General features: G+C 69.9%; 20 protein-coding genes. 11 read left to right on the top strand and 9 right to left on the bottom strand.

All coding sequences use genetic code 11. The features are described from left to right. Positions 1 to 27 precede the first annotated feature (27 nt). Together IEY63_RS11030 and IEY63_RS11025 are read left to right on the top strand one after the other, a co-directional pair. Positions 28 to 324, top strand: a complete 297-nt coding sequence (locus IEY63_RS11030; protein ID WP_189069071.1) for a DUF8820 family protein — start codon at positions 28 to 30, stop codon at positions 322 to 324. A gap of 137 nt (positions 325 to 461) precedes the next feature. Further along, on the top strand, positions 462 to 1520 hold the full coding sequence (locus IEY63_RS11025; RefSeq protein WP_189069070.1) for a DUF6745 domain-containing protein: 1059 nt from the start codon (positions 462 to 464) through the stop codon (positions 1518 to 1520). On the opposite strand, the gene IEY63_RS11020 is transcribed toward IEY63_RS11025, so the two are convergent. From IEY63_RS11020 to IEY63_RS10980, 9 genes are all read right to left on the bottom strand, one after another. Then, entirely contained in the window at positions 1507 to 2451 is a 945-nt protein-coding gene (locus IEY63_RS11020; RefSeq protein WP_229784660.1) for an STM4011 family radical SAM protein, read from the bottom strand. The genes IEY63_RS11025 and IEY63_RS11020 overlap by 14 nt on opposite strands. Beyond that, positions 2442 to 3788, bottom strand: coding sequence for an STM4012 family radical SAM protein (locus IEY63_RS11015; RefSeq protein WP_189069069.1), 1347 nt, complete (start codon positions 3786 to 3788; stop codon positions 2442 to 2444). The genes IEY63_RS11020 and IEY63_RS11015 overlap by 10 nt, the downstream gene beginning before the upstream one ends. Beyond that, positions 3785 to 4582: an STM4013/SEN3800 family hydrolase gene (locus IEY63_RS11010; protein ID WP_189069068.1), complete on the bottom strand. Its 798-nt coding sequence runs from the start codon at positions 4580 to 4582 to the stop codon at positions 3785 to 3787. Before IEY63_RS11010 ends, IEY63_RS11015 begins: the two co-directional genes overlap by 4 nt. After that, positions 4566 to 5747: an STM4014 family protein gene (locus IEY63_RS11005; RefSeq protein WP_189069067.1), complete on the bottom strand. Its 1182-nt coding sequence runs from the start codon at positions 5745 to 5747 to the stop codon at positions 4566 to 4568. The genes IEY63_RS11010 and IEY63_RS11005 overlap by 17 nt, the downstream gene beginning before the upstream one ends. Continuing rightward, a complete protein-coding gene (locus tag IEY63_RS11000) occupies positions 5707 to 6624 on the bottom strand; it encodes an STM4015 family protein (protein WP_189069066.1) in 918 nt (305 codons plus the stop codon). Before IEY63_RS11000 ends, IEY63_RS11005 begins: the two co-directional genes overlap by 41 nt. 111 nt (positions 6625 to 6735) lie before the next feature. Next, positions 6736 to 8784, bottom strand: a complete 2049-nt coding sequence (locus tag IEY63_RS10995) for an APC family permease (RefSeq protein WP_229784669.1) — start codon at positions 8782 to 8784, stop codon at positions 6736 to 6738. Positions 8785 to 9011: 227 nt separating this feature from the next. Then, on the bottom strand, positions 9012 to 9668 hold the full coding sequence (locus tag IEY63_RS10990; RefSeq protein ID WP_229784659.1) for a nucleoside deaminase: 657 nt from the start codon (positions 9666 to 9668) through the stop codon (positions 9012 to 9014). Further along, entirely contained in the window at positions 9656 to 10096 is a 441-nt protein-coding gene (locus IEY63_RS10985; protein ID WP_189069065.1) for a DinB family protein, read from the bottom strand. The genes IEY63_RS10990 and IEY63_RS10985 overlap by 13 nt, the downstream gene beginning before the upstream one ends. After that, positions 10093 to 10698, bottom strand: a complete 606-nt coding sequence (locus IEY63_RS10980; RefSeq protein WP_189069064.1) for a GGDEF domain-containing protein — start codon at positions 10696 to 10698, stop codon at positions 10093 to 10095. The genes IEY63_RS10985 and IEY63_RS10980 overlap by 4 nt, the downstream gene beginning before the upstream one ends. A gap of 258 nt (positions 10699 to 10956) precedes the next feature. On the opposite strand from IEY63_RS10980, the gene groES reads away from it, so the two are divergent. The 9 genes from groES (at position 10957) to IEY63_RS10935 (ending at position 20226) form a co-directional block, all read left to right on the top strand. Further along, complete coding sequence (gene groES / locus IEY63_RS10975; protein ID WP_046843919.1) at positions 10957 to 11244, top strand: co-chaperone GroES; 288 nt, start codon at positions 10957 to 10959, stop codon at positions 11242 to 11244. A 124-nt stretch (positions 11245 to 11368) separates the two neighbouring features. Then, positions 11369 to 13006, top strand: a complete 1638-nt coding sequence (gene groL / locus IEY63_RS10970; RefSeq protein WP_189069063.1) for a chaperonin GroEL — start codon at positions 11369 to 11371, stop codon at positions 13004 to 13006. A gap of 146 nt (positions 13007 to 13152) precedes the next feature. Beyond that, positions 13153 to 13824, top strand: coding sequence for a hypothetical protein (locus IEY63_RS10965; RefSeq protein ID WP_189069062.1), 672 nt, complete (start codon positions 13153 to 13155; stop codon positions 13822 to 13824). Positions 13825 to 13892: 68 nt separating this feature from the next. Further along, on the top strand, positions 13893 to 14909 hold the full coding sequence (locus IEY63_RS10960) for an LLM class flavin-dependent oxidoreductase (protein ID WP_189069061.1): 1017 nt from the start codon (positions 13893 to 13895) through the stop codon (positions 14907 to 14909). 484 nt (positions 14910 to 15393) lie between these two features. Next, positions 15394 to 15969 carry a hypothetical protein gene (locus IEY63_RS10955; protein WP_189069060.1) on the top strand — a complete coding sequence of 192 codons (576 nt, stop codon included), beginning with the start codon at positions 15394 to 15396 and terminating at the stop codon, positions 15967 to 15969. 208 nt (positions 15970 to 16177) lie between these two features. Continuing rightward, positions 16178 to 16582: a hypothetical protein gene (locus IEY63_RS10950; protein WP_189069059.1), complete on the top strand. Its 405-nt coding sequence runs from the start codon at positions 16178 to 16180 to the stop codon at positions 16580 to 16582. A 21-nt stretch (positions 16583 to 16603) separates the two neighbouring features. After that, positions 16604 to 17353 (top strand): fimbrial biogenesis chaperone, encoded by a 750-nt coding sequence (locus IEY63_RS10945; protein ID WP_189069058.1) that lies wholly within the window; start codon positions 16604 to 16606, stop codon positions 17351 to 17353. Further along, on the top strand, positions 17310 to 19547 hold the full coding sequence (locus IEY63_RS10940) for a hypothetical protein (RefSeq protein ID WP_189069057.1): 2238 nt from the start codon (positions 17310 to 17312) through the stop codon (positions 19545 to 19547). Before IEY63_RS10945 ends, IEY63_RS10940 begins: the two co-directional genes overlap by 44 nt. 103 nt (positions 19548 to 19650) lie before the next feature. Next, entirely contained in the window at positions 19651 to 20226 is a 576-nt protein-coding gene (locus IEY63_RS10935; RefSeq protein WP_189069056.1) for a P-loop nucleotide/nucleoside kinase family protein, read from the top strand. Positions 20227 to 20343: the final 117 nt, after the last annotated feature.

The raw sequence follows: 20343 nt of genomic DNA, 5'->3' as shown, positions 1-20343 counted from the left end.
AAGGTCATTCTTTTTCAGGAGGTCATCATGCTCTACCGTCACGGAGACGTCCTCGTTCAGCGCGTCGACACCCTGCCCGCCGCCCACCCCCGCCCCGGCGCTGTCCTTGCCCGCGGCGAAGTCACCGGCCACAGCCACCGCTTCCGCAACCCTACCCAGGTGCAGCTGTACGCCGCGGGCACCGACACCTTCGTGCAGGTCCTCAGCGAGACGGCCGACCTGATCCACGAGGAACACGCGACCATTCCGCTCCCGCGCGGCACGTACCGCGTGTGGATGCAGCGCGAGTACAGCCCCGAGGCGATCCGCCGGGTCATCGACTGATGCGGGTTCCGTCTATCTCGTTCACTACCCAGAAGAGCGACGGGTGGCCCACTGCACGCCCGGAATCCGCCTGGCTCCTTCTCGCTCCGCTCGGATTGAACGGGTGTTGCCAGCCCATCACTCGGAGGCGGTAGGCCATGCGCGTGCACACCAGCCTCAGCGGGCCCGGGCACCCCATCACCCCACACCCGGAGCCCCTCCCCACACCCGTGCGCAGCGTGCCCGCCAGCGAGGCCCGCGCTCTGATCCTGCGGGGCGCCCCCGGCCCGCTGCACTTCCGCGGCACGCTCGACCTGAGCGGCGTGACCCTGACCGCGCTGCCCGACAGGCTGAGCGGCGACACCCTGAACGTCAGCGGCACCGGCCTGGACACCCTGCCCGAGAATCTGGACGTGGGCGAACTGATCGCCAGCGGCCTGCCCCTGACCCGCGTGCCCGCCAGTCTGCGCGTGCGATTCCGCCTGACACTGGACGACTGCCCGCGCCTGACCGAGCTGCCCGCCGGCCTGAGCGTCGGGTCCCTCAGCGTGCAGGGGGCCGTGTCACTGGAGGCGCTACCGGAGGGCCTGGACGTGTGCTTCCTGAACCTCAGCCGCTGCGACGCCCTGTGCCGCTGGCCCCGGCAGGCCCGCGTGCGCTTCGGGCACCTGACCCTGCGGGACTGCCTGAGCCTGCGCGAACTGCCCGGCTGGCTCACGCAGATCGCGCAGCTGGACCTCAGCGGCTGCCGGGGCGTGACGGCCCTCCCGGCGGGCCTGCGGGTCAGCGGGTGGCTGGACGTGGCCGGAAGCGGCCTGAGGAGCGCGCCAGCCGGGACGCCGCTGCGCTGGCGGGGCGTGCAGATCACCGAGCGGATCGCCTTCGACCCGGACAGCCTGACGGGCGCGGAGATCCTGGCCGAGCGGAACACCGAGGTGAGGCGCGTGATGATGGAACGCATCGGGTACGAGCGCTTCCTGGCCGAGGTGGCCGCGCAGGAACTCGACCGGGACCGCGACGCGGGGGGGGAGCGGCGCCTGCTGCGCATTGACCTGCCGGACGACGAACCCTTCGTGGCCCTGAGCGTGCAGTGCCCCTCGACGGGGCGCGGGTACGTGCTGCGCGTGCCGCCCACGATCCGCACCGCGCACGCGGGCAGCGCGTGGCTGGCCGGCTTCGACGACCCGGCCGCCTACGCGCCGGTCACCGAGGCGTAGCGCCCGCGCGCCCCAGCTGCCGCGCCCGGTCCAGGTAAGCGGCCGGATCGGCCCACGCCGGGCCTTCCGGCACGCGGGCCAGCAGCCCGGCGCCGTACACGGCGGGCGCGTCCAGCTGCGGCAGTTGCACGTACCCGATGTGGCAGTGACAGGTGGCGCGCGTGCAGGGCCGCGGGGCCAGCAGGTCGCGCACGTCCTGCGCGTAGATGTTCCCCAGCGGCGCCGGGATGAAATGACAGCGCCTCGCCACGCCGTCCCCGTCGACGCTGATGGCCGTCTCGCCCGCCGCGCAGGGCAGGCCGCGGCTGCGGTAGCGGCGGGTGTTCACCTCGAACAGCGGGTCAATGCGGGTCAGGGCCTCGCGCTCGGCGCGGGTGTAGGGCCGCCCGTCGTGAAAGGCGTTCACCCACAGGTACGTGCCGGCCCTGAGTTCGCCGCGCAGCTCCTGGAGGTCCGGCAGGTGCGCGGGCACGCCCACTGCGCCCACGCTGTAGCGTGCGCCCAGCGCGTCCAGTTCGCGGGTGCGGGCCAGGAAGCGCGCGCGGCTCACCTCGCCCGGGTGGTACGTGGCCCACAGGCCCACGCGCGTGCGGTCGGCGTCCGCCAGCCACCCGAGCGGGCCGCTGAGGTTCGTCTGGATCGCCACCTGCCGCACGTGATTCAGGCGGCCCAGGCGCGCCATGGCCTGCTGGTAGCGCGGCCAGATCAGCGCCTCCCCCCACGGCGTGAACAGCACCGAGACGTCGAAGGGCTGCGCCTCGACCCACGCCACGAAGCGTTCCAGCGCGGCCCGGTCGGCCTCGTGCTCATCGGGGGACTCACGGCGCTTGGCGAACGGGCAGTACGGGCAGCCGTAGTTGCAGCTGGCCAGCGGCCCCCGGTACAGCACCGTCAGGTGCTCCAGCGCGGGCCGGGCAGCCTCTACCGCCACTCGAACGCTCCGCTCAGGTCGTTCACGGCCGCCGAGTACAGCCACGGCCCCAGTGCGTCGGACTGCTCCAGGCCCGCGGGCGTGAGGGTCAGGATGTCGCCCACCCGGGCCGCCAGGCCGTGAGCCAGCAGCGCGTGCAGTTGCGGCCAGTCCGCCAGGGCGCCGGACCCGAATGCCGCCCGGTACGCTGCGAGGTCCAGCCCGGCGGCGTGCAGCAGGGACTGCAGCAGGTAGCGCCGCCGCCGCTCGTCGGCGTTCAGGTGGAAGCCGTGCGTGGCGAGCGCGAAGGTCTCGTCCGGGCGGCCCACGAAGTCCGTGATGATGTCCCGCACGCCCGCCGCCCCCACGGCGTACTCGCTGCTGTAGTGCAGCGCGCCCGCGTACGAGCGCGCGCCGACGCCCAGGCCCACCATGCCGTCCAGCTGGCAGGTGTACTCGGGTTCGTCGCCGGGCGGGGCGTCCGCGCGCTGGAAGCGGCGCATGGAGGTCTGCACGTACCCGCGCCCCTTCAAAAGGTCGCGGCCCAGGCGGTACAGGTCCAGCCGCTCGTCATCCCAGGAGCGGCCCAGCCGCCCGATGCCGGTCAGGGGCCGCACGTACAGCGGGTACAGGAACAGTTCCTCCGGCGCCCAGGTCAGCGCGGTCTCCAGGGACTGCACCCAGGTGTCGGGCGTCTGATGCGCCAGGCCGTAGATCAGGTCGATGTTCAGCGCCCGCACGCCCGAGGCGCGGATGCTGTCCAGCGCCCGGCGCACCTGCGCGCCGTCCTGCGCGCGGCCCACGCTGCGCACCTCGCTGTCCAGGAAGCTCTGCACGCCGATGCTCACGCGGTCCACGCCGCGCGCCGCGAGCACCGCCAGCCGTTCGGGCGTGGCGGTCGCCGGGGAGGTCTCCACCGAGGTGGGCACCGCGTGCGGGTCCACGCCGAACGTCCCCTGGAACAGGTCGAACACGCGTTCCAGGTCGCCCGCGCGCAGGAACGTGGGCGTGCCGCCGCCCAGCGCCGCGCGGGCGAAGTGGGCGCCTTCACCCAGGGCGGCCCGGATCACGCGCGCCTGCCGCTCGACGGCGTCCAGGTACGCTTCCTCCAGCGGGCGGGGGGCGTTCACGGTCGTGAACAGGTTGCAGAAGCCGCAGCGCATCTCGCAGAACGGCACGTGCAGGTACAGAAACAGGTGGTCCTGCCGTTCGTGCGCCCAGGCGTCCCGCAGCGCCACCGGCGGGTCGAGGGGCCGGTACGCGGTCTTGTGCGGGTACGCGTACGTGTAGGCCTGGTACGGCCCGCGGGCCAGCGCGTCCGGCAGGTCCGTCGGGAGGGTGGGGGGCAGCGGCGTCATGACCCCTCCAGCATGCCGTCCGCGTACGGCACCGTCCACACCGCCGGGTGCGCCAGGCGGTGCCCCCAGTACCCGTCGTCCCCGAAGCAGGTGCCGTGATCGGCGCACACGATCAGCAGCGTGCGGCCCCGGGCGCGCAGGGCGTCCAGCAGCGGCGGCAGGGCGGCGTCCACGCTGCGCAGCGCGGCCCGCTGCGAGTCCGGCGAGTCGCGCCGCGCGTCCGGCAGGTAGAGGTGCGTGGGCGTGTGCGTGGCCGCCACGTTCAGCAGCAGGAACACCCGCCCCGGCGCGCGGGTCACGGCCCCCGCGGCGACCTGCACCTGCGCCCGCGCCGAGTCCGGGTGCTTCACGCCCAGCGCGGGCGACCAGTGCGCCTCGGCGAACAGGTCCGGCAATGCCGAGCCCAGCGCGGTGCGGCCGTTGAAGAAGCCCACGCCACCCACGCACACCGTGTGGTACCCCTGCGCGGCCAGAGCGGCGGGCAGCGTGGCCTGCGGGAAGACGAAGGTGCCCTCCCCGATGCTGCGGCTGCCCTCGAAAGCCGCCGCGAACAGCCGCGGGTGCCGCCCAGGCCGTGCGGGCGTGGGCAGGAATCCCGCCAGGAACGCCTGGTGCGCGGCGTACGTGAAGCTGCCCGGCGTGTGCCGCGCCTCCCACCCACCGGGCGGCAGCAGCGCCGAGAGGTTCGGCGTCTCGCCCAGCTCGTGCGCGCGGGCGGCCACGTCGAAGCGCAGGCTGTCCAGCGTGATCAGCGCCACGTCCACGTGCGGGATCAGGTCACGCGGACGCAGCATGCCCCGCCTCCAGCCCGCCCGGCAGGTGCCCCAGCAGGGCGCGCAGCTCGGCCGCGTACGTGTCCAGCCCGCCGCTGAGCACGTCCCGGTGGTAATCCCCGAAGGCGTTCACCTCCAGCACCGCCGCATGCCGCCAGCCGGGCGTGAGCAGCACGTCCACCCCGCCGTATAGCGCGCCCGGAAAGGCCGCTAACGCCCCCTGCGCCGCGCGGGTCACGGCGGCCCAGCGGTCCGCGCCTAGCTCGGCTTTCAGGGCGTCCAGGTCGCCGCGCTCGTTGCCCAGGTGCAGGTTCGTGATCGGGCCGCGCCCCAGGCGCACCAGCGCGTGCTCCGCCCGCCCCCCGATCACCACCACCCGCAGGTCCATCGGGCACCCCTGCCACGCCGCTTTCGGCAGCCAGCGTTCCACGTGCAGGCCCTGCGGGGCCAGGCCGTCTACGACCGCGCGCACCTCCGGCCACGTCCGGTACCCGATCAGGCGGCGGGAATTGAACAGCCGCGCCCCCTCCAGGCGCACGGTGCTGACCGCCGCGACCCGGTCCCCGGCCCAGCGCAGCGCCAGCGCGCCCGACGCACTGGAGCCGTAGCGCAGTTTCACGAACACCTGCGACCAGCCGCGCGCCCGCGCCCCGGCCAGCAGGTCGTCCAGGCCCTGCACAGGCGGCAGGGCGTCGGGGACGGGTACCCCCGCCGCGTGCAGGCGGGCGTGCGTGGCGGCCTTGTCGAACATGGTCAGGACGTGGTCGCTACGCTGCAGGCGCCGGTGCGGAGGGGCCTGCGCCAGCCCCGCGTCAATGTCCGCCAGCAGGGCGCTGAAGCCCGCGTACCACGCGCGCATCGGGGCGACCTCCCCGGCCGCCAGGTCGCCCGGCACCCCGCCGCCCCGCTCGATCAGGGCCCGCTCGGTGGGCAGGTCCTCGCCGGGCGAGTCCAGGCGCACGACCGTGCCGGGCCGCACCAGATCGGCCAGGTGCGCGCGCCCGGTGAGCAGGTCCAGGTAGGGCACGGTCCGCGCCGGCGGCCAGCCCAGGCCCGCCAGGGTCGCCTGGAACGCCCGCGCGCGCCGTCCGTCCGGCGGGGCGATCAGCAGGACGTCCGGCGCGCCAGCGGGGCGGGCGCGGGCCTCACTCACCCAGGGCCACGAAGCGCCAGTCGTCCTCGTCATCCTGGCGCTCACTGACGTCCACCTGGGTGGGCAGGGCTTCCAGACGCGCGACCATGGCTTCACTCATAAAGTGATGTGCGGCGTGCAGTTTCTTCAGGTGCGGCACGTGCGGGCTGCTCAGCAGCGCCTGCCCGCCCTCGTCGGTCAGGACGCCCAGCGACACGTCCAGTTCCTCGATGAGGCCCGTGACCGGCGCGCCCGCCAGTACCTGCGCGATCTGATCCTGGTCGTCACTGTTCTTCAGGCCCAGGTACCGCAGCCGCGGGAACAGCGTGCCGTCCAGCAGGGGCGTCAGGTCGTCCACGCTGCTCGTCGCGCCGTACTCGTCGGTGCCCAGGTACAGTTCCAGGTGCTCCAGCGCGGGCAGGTGGGCCGTCATGACCTGCCGGACCACCTCGGCGCTCAGCCCGCCGGCCTGGATCACCAGTTCGCGCAGCTGCGGCAGGTGCAGCCGGCCCAGGCTCAGTTCATTCCCGCCGCGCACGCCCAGGTGCGTCAGGTGCGGGTACGCGCCCAGCAGCGGGGACAGGTCGGACTGCGTGATCCACGAGATCTCGGATTCCTCGTACGTCACGTCCCCGATGAACAGGACCCGCAGGTTCGGCAGCTGCGCGTGCGCCGCCGCGAGCGCCTCGACCACCGCGGCGTTGCTCTCCATGCTGTCGTCCGTGCTCCACCAGCCCACCACGAACCCCGGTGTGGCGGCCACGCCCGGCACGTTCAGGAACGCCCGGAACCGCTCCACCCAGGACTCCTGATCATCCCATTCCACGCTGACGCGGTGAATGGTGGTGGCCGGGTCCCCCAGCGGATCACCGGGATTCCACTGCTGAACCTGAAACCCGCCGAACTGCGTGAGGTGCGCTCCGATGGTCATGCGGTCAGTGTACCCAGCCGTCCGGCAACCGGCAGGCGAAGTTGCCCCGGCACCTCCAGCCGCGGGGGCCACCGGACCCGACTGCCCCGGTGGCCCCCGCCCGGACTTCCGTTACCCGCCCACGTGTACCTGCGGGCGGCGCGCGGCGTCCCGCTCGGCGACGCGCAGCACCTCACGTGTCAGGGGTGGAATGTCGCCCTCGCCCGCCAGGACGAAGCGCAGGGCGTTCTGCGCGGGGCCCTTCTCGCTCCACTCGAAGTACACGTGGGGCGGCACGCCGGTCAGGTCACGGACGTGCAGCAGCACGGCGGCCAGCGCGTTGGGAACCGAGCTGCCCCGCGCGCGCAGGATGCCGTGCGCGCCGACCTGCACGCCGGTCACGTCCACCTCGGGGCGGAACTCGCTGGCGTCGGTGATCTCGACTTCCAGGAACAGCGCGGCCTCGTTGGGGCGCAGGTGGTTGTCCAGGCGCACCTCCAGCGCCTTCTCCTGGTACTCGGCGGTATCCCCGGCGTTCAGGCGGTTGGCGATGAACCGCACCGGCAGGCCCCGCGCGGCGGTGTCGCGGATGAGCTGCCCGGCACGCTCGTCGAGCACGACGCGCGAGACGCGCAGTTCGGTGCTGCGCCCGATCCGGGACCAGATGCTGACCGTCAGGATGCCCGCAATGAACGCCAGCGCGATCCACAGGCCCTCGGGCCGCTCGCGGATGGTGACGGCGCTGGTGTACACGAAGATCATGCTGACCAGCGCGAACAGCGCGGCCGTCCCCCGGTGGCCGCGGCGCAGTTCGGTCAGGAACACCGCGACGGCCGCGGAGGTCATCAGGGCCAGCACGCCGGTCGCGTACGCGCCGGCCTGGGCGTCCACGTTCGCCTGGAAGGCCACGGTGACGCCCGCCGCGATCAGCGTGAAGATCAACACGAGGGGCCGCGTGGCGCGCGCCCAGTCGGGGGCCATGCCGTAGCGGGGCAGGTAGCGCGGCACGATGTTCAGCAGGCCCGCCATGGCGCTGGCGCCCGCGAACCACAGGATCAGGATGGTACTTACGTCGTACGCCGTGCCGAAGCCCTCACCGAGCCGCTGGTGCGCCAGGTACGCCAGGGCGCGCCCGTTCGCCTGGCCGGGCGGAGTGACGGCCGTGACGGTCGCGGCGCTCCCGCCGGGCCGGACGGTCACGGTGATCGGCACGCGCCCGCCCACCGTGTCGGCCTGCACGACGTACGTGCCGCTGCGCCCGGCGGGCAGGGTCAGGGCGTACACCTCGCGCGGGCGGGTCTGACTGTCCAGCGGGACGTTCACGACCGCGCGCCCGGCCGTCAGGTCGGCGCTGCTGACCTCGCGGGTGACGCTGGTCGCCGCCCAGAACTCATGCCGGGGAATCAGGAGGGTGGTGATCAGAGACGACCCGATCAGCAGGACGCTCATGATCAGCGCGGCCGTGGTGAGCAGTTTCTTCGCGTTGCGGATCCGCCCGGCGGGCTTCTGCGGGGTGTCGGCCGGGTCGCCCTTCACGAGCGGCATGACGACCACGCCCGTCTCGAAGCCCGACAGGCCCAGCGCCAGCGCCGGGAACACCAGCAGCGCCGCGCCGATCAGCGCCAGCGGACTGGTGTAGGCGCGTACCAGGGCGTCCCACCAGCCGCTCAGCAGGCTGGGGTGCGTGATCACCTCGGCCGCGCCGTGCCCCACCACGATCAGGCTGAGGGTCAGGTACACCGCCACGATGCCCACCGCGATCCCGATGGCCTCCTTGAAGCCCTTGAGGAACACCGCGGCCAGCAGCGCGATCAGGCCCAGCGTGATCGGCACTTCCCGCCCATCCAGCGCCGCTTTCAGGAAGGGATTCTCGATCAGGTGCGCGCTGGCGTCCGCAGCGGACAGCGTGATCGTGATCACGAAACCTGTGGCGACAAACCCGATCAGGGCCAGTACCAGCAGCTTGCTCGGCCAGTAGTTCAGCAAGCGTTCAAGCATGCTCAGGCTGCCGTCCCCGTGTGGGCTCTCCTGCGCCACGCGGCGGTACATGGGCAGCGCGCCCAGCAGCGTGACCAGCACGAGCACCAGCGTCGCCACCGGCGCGAGCGCCCCGGCCGCCAGCGCCGCAATACCCGGCTGATACCCCAGCGTGCTGAAGTAATCCACCCCGGTCAGGCACATCACCTTCCACCAGGGCTGCGTGTGCTGCTGCGTCTCGGGGCGCTCCTGTTCGTAGAAGCCTTCCGGTTCAGGCTGGCCGGTCTCGAGGAACCAGCGCATGAAGGGCGATTGATTCGGGGGTCGGGTCACAATCTGGAGTGTACGCGCGCGTCCCGGCGCCCACCCTGCGGAAGGCTTTAGAGGTGAGGGGCGAAGGGGTACGCTGCGCTTCACCCCGCATGGCCGGGTCACGCCAGCACCGCCAGCGCCTCCGGGAGTGGCGCGCTGCGTTCCCGGAGGTCAGTCAGGGTGCCGGATTCGTGAAGCGCCGCTGTGAACAGCAGGTCCTGCGGGTGAGCCGCTTCGAAGCTGTCCAGCACGTCCCGTTCGCCCGGCACTCGCCCCTCGTCCAGCAGGGCGTGCAGCATCAGGCGCAGCGCCACGAGCTGCACGTCCGCCGGGGCGCGCTCCACGCGGATACGCTTGCGGGACACGTAGGGGTCATGGGTCAGCAGGTGCGTGCAGCCCGCCCACGGGTCCGCCGCCGCGTACGCCACGCCGCGCAGGCCGCTCATGGCGATCGCCCCGGCGCACTGCGGGCAGGGCTGCACGGTCGTCAGGACCGTCCACCCGTAGCAGTCTGGGCGGGGCGTGTCCTTCAGGGCCAGCAGCGCGTTGATCTCCGCGTGCGCGAGGTCGTGACCGCTGATGACGCCCGCCACGCCGCGCGGCTCGCCCAGGCGGTTGCGGCCCCGCGCGATGACCTGCCCCTGTTCATCCAGCACGCACGCCCCGATGGGCAGTGACCCCGCGCAGTACGCGGCCCACGCTTCCGAGAGGGCTGCCAGCCAGCCTGGCGAGTGCCAGCCCGCCCCGGTCAAGGCGACCGTGTTCACGGGGGCCACGCGCCGAGCACCTGCCGCAGGGCCACGATCTTGCCCAGGTGGTAGGCGTTGTGGACGGCCAGTCCGCTCAGGATGTCGGCCATGGTCTCGCCCGGGTTGACTTCCCGGTTCAGGGCTTCCGGCGAGCGGGTGCAGGCCAGAGCCCGTTCCAGGCCGCTCAGGAAATCCTCGACCAGCGCCGTCCACTCGGTGAGGTCGCTGGGGGGCTGCTGCGGGTAGCGTGGGCCACCGTGCCACAGGCGGTCGTACAGGGCCTCGTCGCGGTCCACCATGATGGTCTGCCACAGTGCCGCGTGCCACAGCTCGTCGTAGATGGAGTGGCTCTGCGCGGAGGGCCGCGCTGTCACCTGTTCCAGCGTCAGGCCGGACAGGAGGGCCCGCCGGTTGGCGAACTCTCCGTGGAAGAGGTGCGCCCAGTGGTCGCTCACAGCGCCTCCCGGTTCCGCTCGATCAGGTCGTCCAGCGCCTCGCGCAGCAGGCTGGCCTCGGTGCGGCCCAGCGCGCCGCTCAGTTTGGCGAGGCGTTCAAGCTGACTTTTGGGGTAGTAGTTGCTTTTCAGGACCATCTTGCTTTCCACGTAGATGCACGCGCGGCCCCGTCCCTCGCGTTTGGCGCGAATCATGGCCTCGTCGGCGGCGCGTTTGAGGTCGTCGTACGTGCTGGCGTGCGCGGGCCGGGCGGCCAGGCCGACGCTGAGGCCCAGGCCGCGCGGCCACTGCGGGTCGCGGTGAATGTGGAAGTGCTTGATGACCTCATCGAAGAGGATCAGGGCGGTCTCGGCGGCGGTTTCGGGAAGGATGCTGGCGTACTCGTCCCCGCCAATGCGTCCGATGACGCTGCCGGTGGGGAGGCTGCCGGCCAGGAGGCGTTCAACGCCGCGCAGCACGCGGTCGCCTTCGGCGTGTCCGAGGGTGTCGTTGAGGCTCTTGAAGTGGTCGAGGTCAAGGACGGCCAGAGTCAGGGGGGCGCCCTGGAGGCGGGCGAAGGCGGTCTCGAAGTCGGCGCGGGTCAGGATGGTGGGGCGCGGCATGGGTCAGGTTCCTCCTCTGAGGTAGTCAGCTGGTCATCAGCATGTATGTTCCTCTTACATATATATGTTCAAGGTCACACCTCGCAAACGGATATGCGGAATGCGCGTGCTGGCGCACCTTGAGCGAACCACGCTCAGATTGTCAGATTCTGAAGTTTGACATTTCTTCCAGTGCAGGCCTATTCTTGCGTGCGGAACGGCAAAAAGCCGGGAACCCCCGGTACAGCCGAGGCCCAACCCATTCAAGGAGGACACAACATGCTGAAACCCCTAGGTGACCGCGTTCTGGTTGAAATCATCGAGGAAGCCGAGCAGAAAACCGCCGGCGGCCTGTACGTCCCCGACAGCGCCAAAGAGAAGAGCCAGCGCGGCAAGGTCATCGCCGTCGGCAACGGCAAGATGCTCGACAACGGTACCCGCGTCGCCCTTGACGTCAAGGAAGGCGACACCGTGTACTTCGCCAAGTACGGCGGCACCGAAGTCAGCCTTGAAGGCAAGAACTACAGCCTCCTCAGCGAACGCGACATCCTCGCGATCGTCGAGTAAACCGCACGCCGACTGAGGGACACCCCCTCAGTCCGCTGCGCTGACCGCTCCCCGTACAGGAGAGCCACCCCCAACTCAACAGGCGTGACCGCCCAGCGATCACCGCCCCCAAAGGAGCACCACCATGGCTAAACAGCTCGTGTTCGATGAACAGGCCCGCCGCGCCCTCGAGCGTGGCGTCAACGCCGTCGCCAACGCCGTCAAAGTCACCCTCGGGCCCCGCGGCCGCAACGTCGTCATCGAGAAGAAGTTCGGCAGCCCCACCATCACCAAGGACGGCGTCACCGTCGCCAAGGAAGTGGAACTCGAGGACAAGCTCGAGAACATCGGCGCCCAGCTGCTCAAAGAGGTCGCCAGCAAGACCAACGACATCACCGGTGACGGCACCACCACCGCCACCGTCCTCGGCCAGGCCGTCGTGAAAGAAGGTCTGCGTAACGTCGCCGCCGGCGCCAACCCCCTCGCCCTGAAGCGCGGCATCGACAAGGCCGTCCTGGTCGCCATCGAGGAAATCAAGAAGCTCGCCGTGCCCGTCGAGGACAGCGAAGCCATCAAGAAAGTCGCCGGCATCAGCGCCAACGACGAGCAGGTCGGTCAGGAAATCGCCAGCGCGATGGACAAGGTCGGCAAGGAAGGCGTCATCACCATCGAAGAGAGCAAGGGCTTCGACACCGAAGTGGACGTCGTCGAAGGCATGCAGTTCGACAAGGGCTTCATCAACCCCTACTTCATCACCAACCCCGAGAAGATGGAAGCCGTCCTCGAAGACGCCTACATCCTCATCAACGAGAAGAAGGTCAGCAACCTCAAGGACATGCTGCCCATCCTCGAAAAAGTCGCCCAGACCGGCCGTCCCCTGCTGATCATCGCCGAGGACGTCGAAGGCGAAGCGCTGGCCACCCTGGTCGTCAACAAGCTGCGCGGCACCCTGAACATCGCCGCCGTCAAGGCCCCCGGCTTCGGTGACCGCCGCAAGGAAATGCTGCGCGACATCGCCGCCGTCACCGGCGGGGAAGTCGTCAGCGAAGACCTCGGCCACAAGCTCGAGAACGTCACCATGGACATGCTCGGCCGCGCCGCGCGCATCCGCATCACCAAGGACGAAACCACCATCGTGGACGGCCGCGGTGAGCAGAGCGCCATCGACGCCCGCGTCAACGCCATCAAGGGCGAACTCGACACCACCGACAGCGACTACGCCCGCGAGAAACTCCAGGAGCGCCTCGCCAAGCTCGCCGGCGGCGTGGCCGTCATCCGCGTCGGCGCCGCCACCGAAACCGAACTGAAAGAGAAGAAGCACCGCTACGAGGACGCCCTGAGCACCGCGCGCAGCGCCGTGGAAGAAGGCATCGTCGCGGGCGGCGGCACCACCCTGCTGCGCGTCATCCCCGCCGTGCGCAAGGCTGCCGAGAGCCTGACCGGCGACGAAGCCACCGGCGCCCGCATCCTGATCCGCGCGCTCGAAGAGCCCGCCCGTCAGATCGCCGCGAACGCCGGTGAAGAAGGCAGCGTCATCGTGAACGCCGTCATCAACAGCGACAAGCCCCGCTTCGGCTTCAACGCCGCCACCGGCGAGTACGTCGAAGACATGGTCGCCGCCGGTATCGTCGACCCCGCCAAGGTCACCCGCACCGCGCTGCAGAACGCCGCCAGCATCGGCGCGCTGATCCTCACCACCGAAGCCATCGTCAGCGACAAACCCGAAAAGGCCGCGCCCGCCGCGCCCGCCGGCGGCCCTGACATGGGCGGCATGGACTTCTAAAGAAGGTCACAGTTGACCGTCGATAGTTGATGGTCAATCAGGGAAGCCGGGGCGTGATGCTCCGGCTTTCTTCTATGGGATGCGGCCAAAGAGCTCTTATCGTGCGTGGGGACGAAAGCCTGCGGAACACTATCTACGGTAGGGCCATGGGATTCATCGTGCTGCTCCCGGTACTTTTCCTGCTGGTCATCGGTGCTGGGCTGCTAATGGCCCTGGCGACAGCGGCGCATATCCGGAAACGAAATCCGGTGTGTACGGTCGCGTGGGTGGGGGCGGGGGTGGTGTCCTCTCTGGCGCTGGCGTTTTCACTGGTCATGTTCTTCTTCGGTGGGGCAGGCAGCGATGCTGACGGGGGGGCACTGGATTTCTACAAGACGCCCCTGGGCGGAGGTTTCTATCTGGCGAGCGTCGATTCTGATCGGGAGTTGCCACTGGGGTTGGGGCACCGGGATGGGGACGAGAGGTTGCCTCGGAACGTGAGCCTGACCGTGACGGGGCTGGCTTGCGTTGAGGGTCTGACGTTCCTGCGGTTCAAGGACGGGGAGAGGTTCGGGCGTATTGATGTGCCGGGACGTCGGCTGAACGTGCTGACGGCAGCGGGTCTGCCCGTCGCGGCGGAGGGGCAGGACTTCTGGCTGCACAAGGCCGACTTCAGAGCCACATCGTGCGCGGATGTGAGGGCGTCTGCGGTTGATCAGGTGCGCAATGCGCTGCTGTTGCTCGCTGGACCGCTGGTCAACCTGGGGTGCCTGATCTGGTTGTGGGTGTGGGGGCGGCGATTACCGAATGCGCGCGTGAAGAAGGAAGCCAGTTGGTGAACACACTCTCCCTAGATTTATCTATCAAACTGATTTACTTTTTCAACTATTCGCGCTAGTCTGTGGGTATGAAGAAGATCGGGTTTCTCTCGTTCGGGCACTGGAATCCGTCCCCGCAGTCCGGCACGCGTTCGGCGGCGGACGTGCTGCACCAGACCATCGAGCTGGCGGTCGCCGCCGAGGAGCTGGGGGCGGACGGCGCGTACGTGCGGGTGCATCACTTCGCGCAGCAGCTGGGGTCGCCGTTCCCGCTGCTGGCCGCGATGGGCGCGAAGACGAAGACCATCGAGCTGGGCACGGGTGTGATTGACATGCGGTACGAGAACCCGCTGTACATGGCCGAGGACGCCGGTTCCGCCGACCTGATCTCAGGCGGGAGGCTGCAGCTGGGCATCAGCCGGGGCTCGCCGGAACAGGTGATCGACGGGTGGCGGCACTTCGGGTACGCGCCAGCCCCCGGCGAGACGGAAGCGGACATGGCGCGGCGGCACGCCGAGGTGTTCCTCGACGTGATCGAGGGCAAAGGTTTCGCGCAGCCAAACCCCCGCCCGATGTTCCCGAACCCGCCCGGCCTGCTGCGGCTGGAGCCGTACTCGGCAGGTCTGCGCGACCGGATCTGGTGGGGCGCCGCGTCGAACGCCACCGCTGAGTGGGCCGCGAAGATGGGCATGAACCTTCAGAGTTCCACCCTAAAGGTGGACGAGAACGGCAAACCCTTCCACGTGCAGCAGGCCGAGCAGATCCGCGCGTACCGCAAGGCGTGGAAGGAAGCCGGGCACGCCCGCGAGGGGCGCGTGTCGGTCAGCCGCAGCATCTTCGCGCTCGTGAACGACCAGGACCGCATGTACTTCGGGCGGCAGGGAGGGCAGGATCAGTTTGGCGTGATCGACCAGTACCGCGCGGTGTTCGGCCGCAGTTACGCCGACGAGCCGGACCGCCTGATCGAACAGTTGCGGCAGGATGAGGCGATCGCCGAAGCCGACACCCTCCTGCTGACCGTCCCGAACCAGCTGGGGGTGGATTACAACGCGCATCTGATCGAGAGCATCCTGACGCACGTTGCGCCAGGCCTGGGCTGGCGCTGAAGAGCTGCCTATCACTGGGTTGCGTCAACCGGCCAGAGTCAACGGAACCTCACGGCTCTTCCCGCCGGTGAGCGCAGTGATGGGCGAGGAGCGCGGGAACTATCGATTTGGGGCGTTCAGCATCAGGCGCGTCGGGTCAGCACCTGCTGGGCCACCCTGCTCTTTCACGTGGGCTGTCTGGGCGTGGCGCTTGGTCCAGCTGGCGCCCCCGCGAGAGCAGTCACGGGGACACCCCCAGAGGGGGCACTGAGCCTCTATTCAAAGTGGTCTTTTTGTGGGAAAAATCACGTCTAGCGTGGCTTTACCCCCATTCAGGGGAATACTGATCATTTTTTTTGCGGAATTCATCACAGAATTTTCAACTTGACTTCATATGAGAAGTTTTTTACATTCCGGTCATTCCGCTCGTGGTGCTTCAGCGCCCGACTGGCACGGCGTCGCCGTGCTGGCGTGCTGACGTCACTCCATGCGGAGGGAGGCTGTCATGAAAAAAGCAATGATGCTGTTCGCTGCCCTTACCCTCTCCGTCGCCAACGCTGGCCGTTCCGAAGGCCGTGCCAGCACGGACCTGATCTTCAAGACCACCGTGGTGCCCGGCTGCGCCGTGGCCCTGGCCAGCAGCTACACCAGCCAGACCGGCACGTACAACGGCACCGACGTCAACCCTGAAGCCCTGAACCTGGGCGCTCCCGGCACGGGCTTCGGCGAGGGCAGCTCCACCCCCATGCTGCGCTGCCAGACCGGCACCGGCGTGAACTTCGCCGTGAACGGCGCCACCCAGAGCTTCCAGGCCGGTGAAATGAACTCGCCTCAGACCTCGAACGTGTCCTTCAGCGGCCGCCTGACCCTGGTCCTGAACGGCTGGCAGGGCACCTGGAACGCGGGCGATGACAACAAGAACCTGCGCGGCAACTACACCGTGAACATCACCAAGTACAACATGGCCAGCGGCAACGGCGACACGTACGGCATGGACGCCAGCTTCACGCCCGACGCGGGCTGGTTTGAAGCCATGGTGGGCGACTACACCGGCACCCTCACCCTGAACGTCGACTACTAACTCACGTGAACTGGGGTGGGCGCATCCGGCCAGCTGGCCCCCGCGTCCACCCCTGGCTGTTCAGCCCCCTACTGAACAGGTCACGCGGACTCCAGGGGACGCGCAGGCCAAGGGCCGCCCCAGCAGGGGTCAGGAGTCGGCCGCGACGACGCCCGACGTGCCAGCCCACACCGTTCGCGCCGGATACGAATGGCGTAACAGAGGTCCCATGCGACGACTGTTGATCCTGATGCTTCTCAGCTGCGGCGGCGCCCGCGCCACCTGCGCCGTGCAGCAGACCCAGCTGAGCCTGCCCGAGTACTCCGCGCTGAACGCGGCGGCCACCGGCACGCTGAGCGTTCTGGTCACGTGCAAGGGGCCCCGGGACAGTGCCCTGCTGCTGCTCAGTGGACCCGGTGTGCAGGCCAGTGGACCGCACCTGAACCTGCAGCTGCGCCAGGGCACCCGCACGCTGAGCCTGCAGGCCCTGAATGGCGCGGCGCTGCTCTCGGGCCTGCGCTTTGAGGGCACGCAGACGCTGCGGTTCACCCTGAAGTTCCCGGCTGGGCAGTGGGTGCCGGTCGGGCCGTACAGCGCGGCCATGACCCTGACCGTCCATTCCACTCAGCCCTGATCCGCCCCCAAAGGAGTCCGTGTGTTTTCACCTGCCACCCCGAACCTGCGCCGCGCCCTGCTGCCCTGCGCTCTCCTGTGCGCCTGCGGCGTCAGCGGTTCCGCCCAGACGTTCGGGTTCAATCCCACCATCCTGAACATTGACGCCACGAAGAACCTCGTGACGGAGACCGTGATCACCAATGGCACGGCCACGCCCGCACGCTTCGTCGTCACGCCGAAACTGTGGCGGGTGGTGAACGGCACCCTGCAACTGGACGACACGCGCGACCTGATCGTGAATCCGTCCAGTTTCACGATCAAGCCCGGCGCGTCGCAGGTGATCCGCATCGGCGTGCGGAAGAAGCCGGGCGAGACGGAGCTCACGTACCGCGTGTACGTGCAGCAGGAGGCGGTGGAGGGTGTGGCCCTGCCCACCATCAATACGGCCCTCGGGAAGGACAGCAGGGCGGCCCTGAATGTCGCCCTGAGTTTCTCGCTGCCGGTCTACGTGACGCAGCCGGACGCGAAAGCGAACGTCAGTCTGACCGCGGCCCGCAGTGGCGCCGACGTGACCCTGACCGTGAGGAACAGCGGCGCGCGCCGCAGCGTGTACCGGAATGTGACCGTCACCCGGGGCAGCGGCGCGCAGTCCATCCAGGTGATCGCCGCGCTGGCCGGCACCACGCAGGTGTTCACGTTGAGCGGCCTGGCCGACGCCAGCGGCCCTCTCACCCTGAGGTACGTCGATGAGAACGGGCAGACGCGCACGCAGACCATCCCTGTCCCCTGAGCTGCGCGCCGGGCTGATCCTGAGCGCGCTCCTGACCGGGCACGCTGCGGCCAGCTGCGACGCGCCGGAACTGCTGCTGAACGTGCGCCTGGGGCAGAGCGAGCGGGGTAGTCAGGTCGTGCGGCTGGACGTGCAGGATGGGCAGCTCCTGGACGCGCTGCTGCCCCCTGACCTGCTGCGCCCCGATGAGCAGGGGTATGTGGCCGAGCGCGTCGACTGTGACGGTGTGGCCTTCGTGCGCCTGAAACCGGACCTGACCGTCACGTACCGCGAGGAGCGTCAGGACCTGCTGATCCGGCCGCAGCCCACCTTCCTGGGTCAGCGCCACGTTGACGTAAGCCGCGCCCTGAAGTCCGTCACGCCTGCCGGGCAACCGGCCACGGGCGTGGATTTCGGCGTGTGGTCCAGCGCCACGTACCGCCAGCCGGACGGTCAGCCCGCCGGGCTGGGCGTCACGCAGGCGTACGTGGGGGTCGGTGGGGCCACGGCGCGCGCCACGGGCTACGTGGGCGTCCTGGGCACCATTGACCCGCGTAGCCCCGACCCGCAGGCGGCGCGGACGGTCACAGCCCGCGCCACCGCGCAGTACGCGGTCACGCCGGAAGTCACGCTGTACGGCGCGGTGAACGCGGAGCCGGGCAGCACGCAGCCGGGCTTCACTGCGGGGGCCTTCACCGGCCTGACCGCCACGTACGAGCGGATCACGCCGCGCCTGTACCCGGACGTGACCCTGTTCCTGGAAGCCCCGGCGGACATCACGGTGCGGGTGAACGCGCGGACGCTGGGCGTCGTGAGCGTCGGTGCGGGCGAAGTGCACCTGACGAACATTCCCCTGGACGCCAGCCGGAACGTCATTCAGTTGCAGCTGGACAGCGAGGCGGGCGTGACCGAGCAGACGATCGCCGTGCCGGACGATGACGCGGTCACGCCCGGCCAGGACCTCACGGCGCGCGCCACGCTGGGCCTGAGCGCGGGCCGCTGGGTGGGGCAGCTGAGTGCGCAGTCCACCCTGACGCGCACGCTGGCCGCGCAGGGCAGCGTGCAGCTCGGCGCGGACGGCACGCTGGCCGCTGGCGCGCAGGTCGCGCTGAACGCGGATCACCTGCCCGACGGGGAGAGCCTGTCCGGCGTGGTGGGCCTGCAGGTGAAACGCACACCGGCTCCAGACGCGGCCCCCGCGCGCGTGACCACCACACTGAATGGCGGCGTGTCGTACGCGCGGGGGCCGCTGAACACGCAGGCCCGCGCCAGCGTGCCCATCGGGGACCTGCCGCGCAGCACCGTGAGCCTGCGCGCCTCGTACGACAGCGATCCGTGGTTCCTGAGCGGCTCGGTCGCCACGGCGTTCACGCCCCGCTCCTGGGAGGCGGCGCTGGGCACGTCCCGCAAACTCAATGACCGCAGCGCGATCAGCCTGAGCGGCACCGTCGCGCCCAGCGGGTACAGCGTGCAGGTGCGCGGCTCGTACGTATTCACCCCGGACCTCCGGGGGGAGGTCACGGCAGCGGGCGCGCCCGGCGCGGTGACGCCCGCCGCCACGCTGACGTACACGCCCACCGCGAATCAGGTGGTGGCCGTCCGGGTCAGTCCGGAGAACGTGAACGCCGCGTACGGGTACACGCGGGACGTCGCGCTGAATCTGAGCGCCAGTCTGACGGGCGCGGAAGGTCAGGTGACCGGCGCTCTCAGCAGGGTGAACGGGCAGTGGCGGCTCAGTCCGGCCCTGGTGCAGCGGGGCGTCCTGGTCCGCACGGGCGTGCCGGGCCTGCCCCTGATCGTGGATGGCGGCGCGGTCATCCTCACCGACCCGCGCGGGGACGTCCTGATTCCGCAGCCCACGCCCGCGCAGACCCTCACGCTGCGCGTGAACACCCGCGAGCTGCCGCTGGGCATCGCGGTGGGCAGCAGCACCCTGGAGGTCCGCCCGGCACCCCTGGGCCTGACCACCGTGGACTGGCGCGCGAACTTCACGGTGTCCTCCTTCGTGCGTTTCTTCTGGGCGCCCGGGCAGCCCGCCGTGAATGCCGACCTGCTCCTGAACGGCGAACTGATCCCCCTGGATGACGAGGGCTACGGCCTGGTCGAGCGGGGCACCACCGTCCGGACTGGCGAGTTGCGGGGCGGTCCGGACGGCACCCGCCGCTGCGCGGTGCAGTTCCACCCCGCGGTGGACACGGCCACCTGCGCGCCCTGACCGCAGGCGGACCTCACGGTCGGCCGCTGGCGTGCCCGGAGACGCGCGGTGAGGTGGGCAGCCGCGCGGCTGAGCCGGCCGGTGGGGTGCTACCCTGCCGGGCATGCCACTGCTGCTGGTCGTGTCGGGGATGCCAGCATCCGGGAAATCCACGCTGGGCGTGCGGCTGGCCGCGGCGCTTCGGATGCCGTTCGTGACGAAAGACGAGTACAAGGCGCTGCTGCTGGCCCGGATGCCGGACCTTCCGGGCGCCGTGTCAGGCCCGCTGAGCTTTGACCTGCTGTGGCACGTGGCGGGTGTGACGCTCGCGGCGGGCGTGGATACGCTGCTGGAAACGCATTTCTACCATGGGGTCAGCGAGGCGCACATCCTGAAGCTGGCCCAGGCACACGGGGCGAGGACTGTACAGGTGTTCTGCCACGCGCCCGTGGACGTCCTCCAGGCGCGGCATGACGCGCGGGTGGCGTCGGGGCGCCGACCCGGGATCGACCTCCCGATGGAGTACGCGACCCTGCCTGCTCACTGCTGCTGGACGCCACTCGACCTGGGCGGCGCCCCCTGCCTGACCGTGGACACCACCCAGGAGGACGTGCTTCCCGGCGTCCTGACATGGCTGCATGCCCAAAGAGAAAGCAGCCCGCTGAGGGGCTGCTCTGATGGTGCAGACGGACTGGGTTGACCAGTGTCACCTGCTCGCGCGTCCGTTTTTTGTGAATCCCAGAGGTGGACGCCTCCCTCAAGTGCAGTGATGCCTTTCCAGTGCCGGGGCGCGAAAACTCGCGCAGAGTCCGAAGTG

The sequence above is a fragment of the Deinococcus radiotolerans genome (assembly GCF_014647435.1).
Classification (GTDB): Bacteria; Deinococcota; Deinococci; order Deinococcales; family Deinococcaceae; genus Deinococcus; species Deinococcus radiotolerans.
This window is presented reverse-complemented; position numbering and strand designations above follow the sequence as displayed.

Excerpts from the sequence above, each read along its gene's own strand:
- IEY63_RS11030 (WP_189069071.1), top strand. The coding sequence starts at position 28 with ATGCTCTACCGTCACGGAGACGTCCTCGTTCAGCGCGTCGACACCCTG.
- IEY63_RS11025 (WP_189069070.1), top strand. The coding sequence starts at position 462 with ATGCGCGTGCACACCAGCCTCAGCGGGCCCGGGCACCCCATCACCCCA.
- IEY63_RS11015 (WP_189069069.1), bottom strand. The coding sequence starts at position 3,788 with ATGACGCCGCTGCCCCCCACCCTCCCGACGGACCTGCCGGACGCGCTG.
- IEY63_RS11010 (WP_189069068.1), bottom strand. The coding sequence starts at position 4,582 with ATGCTGCGTCCGCGTGACCTGATCCCGCACGTGGACGTGGCGCTGATC.
- IEY63_RS11005 (WP_189069067.1), bottom strand. The coding sequence starts at position 5,747 with ATGACGAGGACGACTGGCGCTTCGTGGCCCTGGGTGAGTGAGGCCCGC.
- IEY63_RS11000 (WP_189069066.1), bottom strand. The coding sequence starts at position 6,624 with ATGACCATCGGAGCGCACCTCACGCAGTTCGGCGGGTTTCAGGTTCAG.
- IEY63_RS10995 (WP_229784669.1), bottom strand. The coding sequence starts at position 8,784 with ATGTGCCTGACCGGGGTGGATTACTTCAGCACGCTGGGGTATCAGCCG.
- IEY63_RS10980 (WP_189069064.1), bottom strand. The coding sequence starts at position 10,698 with ATGCCGCGCCCCACCATCCTGACCCGCGCCGACTTCGAGACCGCCTTC.
- groES (WP_046843919.1), top strand. The coding sequence starts at position 10,957 with ATGCTGAAACCCCTAGGTGACCGCGTTCTGGTTGAAATCATCGAGGAA.
- groL (WP_189069063.1), top strand. The coding sequence starts at position 11,369 with ATGGCTAAACAGCTCGTGTTCGATGAACAGGCCCGCCGCGCCCTCGAG.
- IEY63_RS10965 (WP_189069062.1), top strand. The coding sequence starts at position 13,153 with ATGGGATTCATCGTGCTGCTCCCGGTACTTTTCCTGCTGGTCATCGGT.
- IEY63_RS10960 (WP_189069061.1), top strand. The coding sequence starts at position 13,893 with ATGAAGAAGATCGGGTTTCTCTCGTTCGGGCACTGGAATCCGTCCCCG.
- IEY63_RS10955 (WP_189069060.1), top strand. The coding sequence starts at position 15,394 with ATGAAAAAAGCAATGATGCTGTTCGCTGCCCTTACCCTCTCCGTCGCC.
- IEY63_RS10950 (WP_189069059.1), top strand. The coding sequence starts at position 16,178 with ATGCGACGACTGTTGATCCTGATGCTTCTCAGCTGCGGCGGCGCCCGC.
- IEY63_RS10940 (WP_189069057.1), top strand. The coding sequence starts at position 17,310 with ATGAGAACGGGCAGACGCGCACGCAGACCATCCCTGTCCCCTGAGCTG.
- IEY63_RS10935 (WP_189069056.1), top strand. The coding sequence starts at position 19,651 with ATGCCACTGCTGCTGGTCGTGTCGGGGATGCCAGCATCCGGGAAATCC.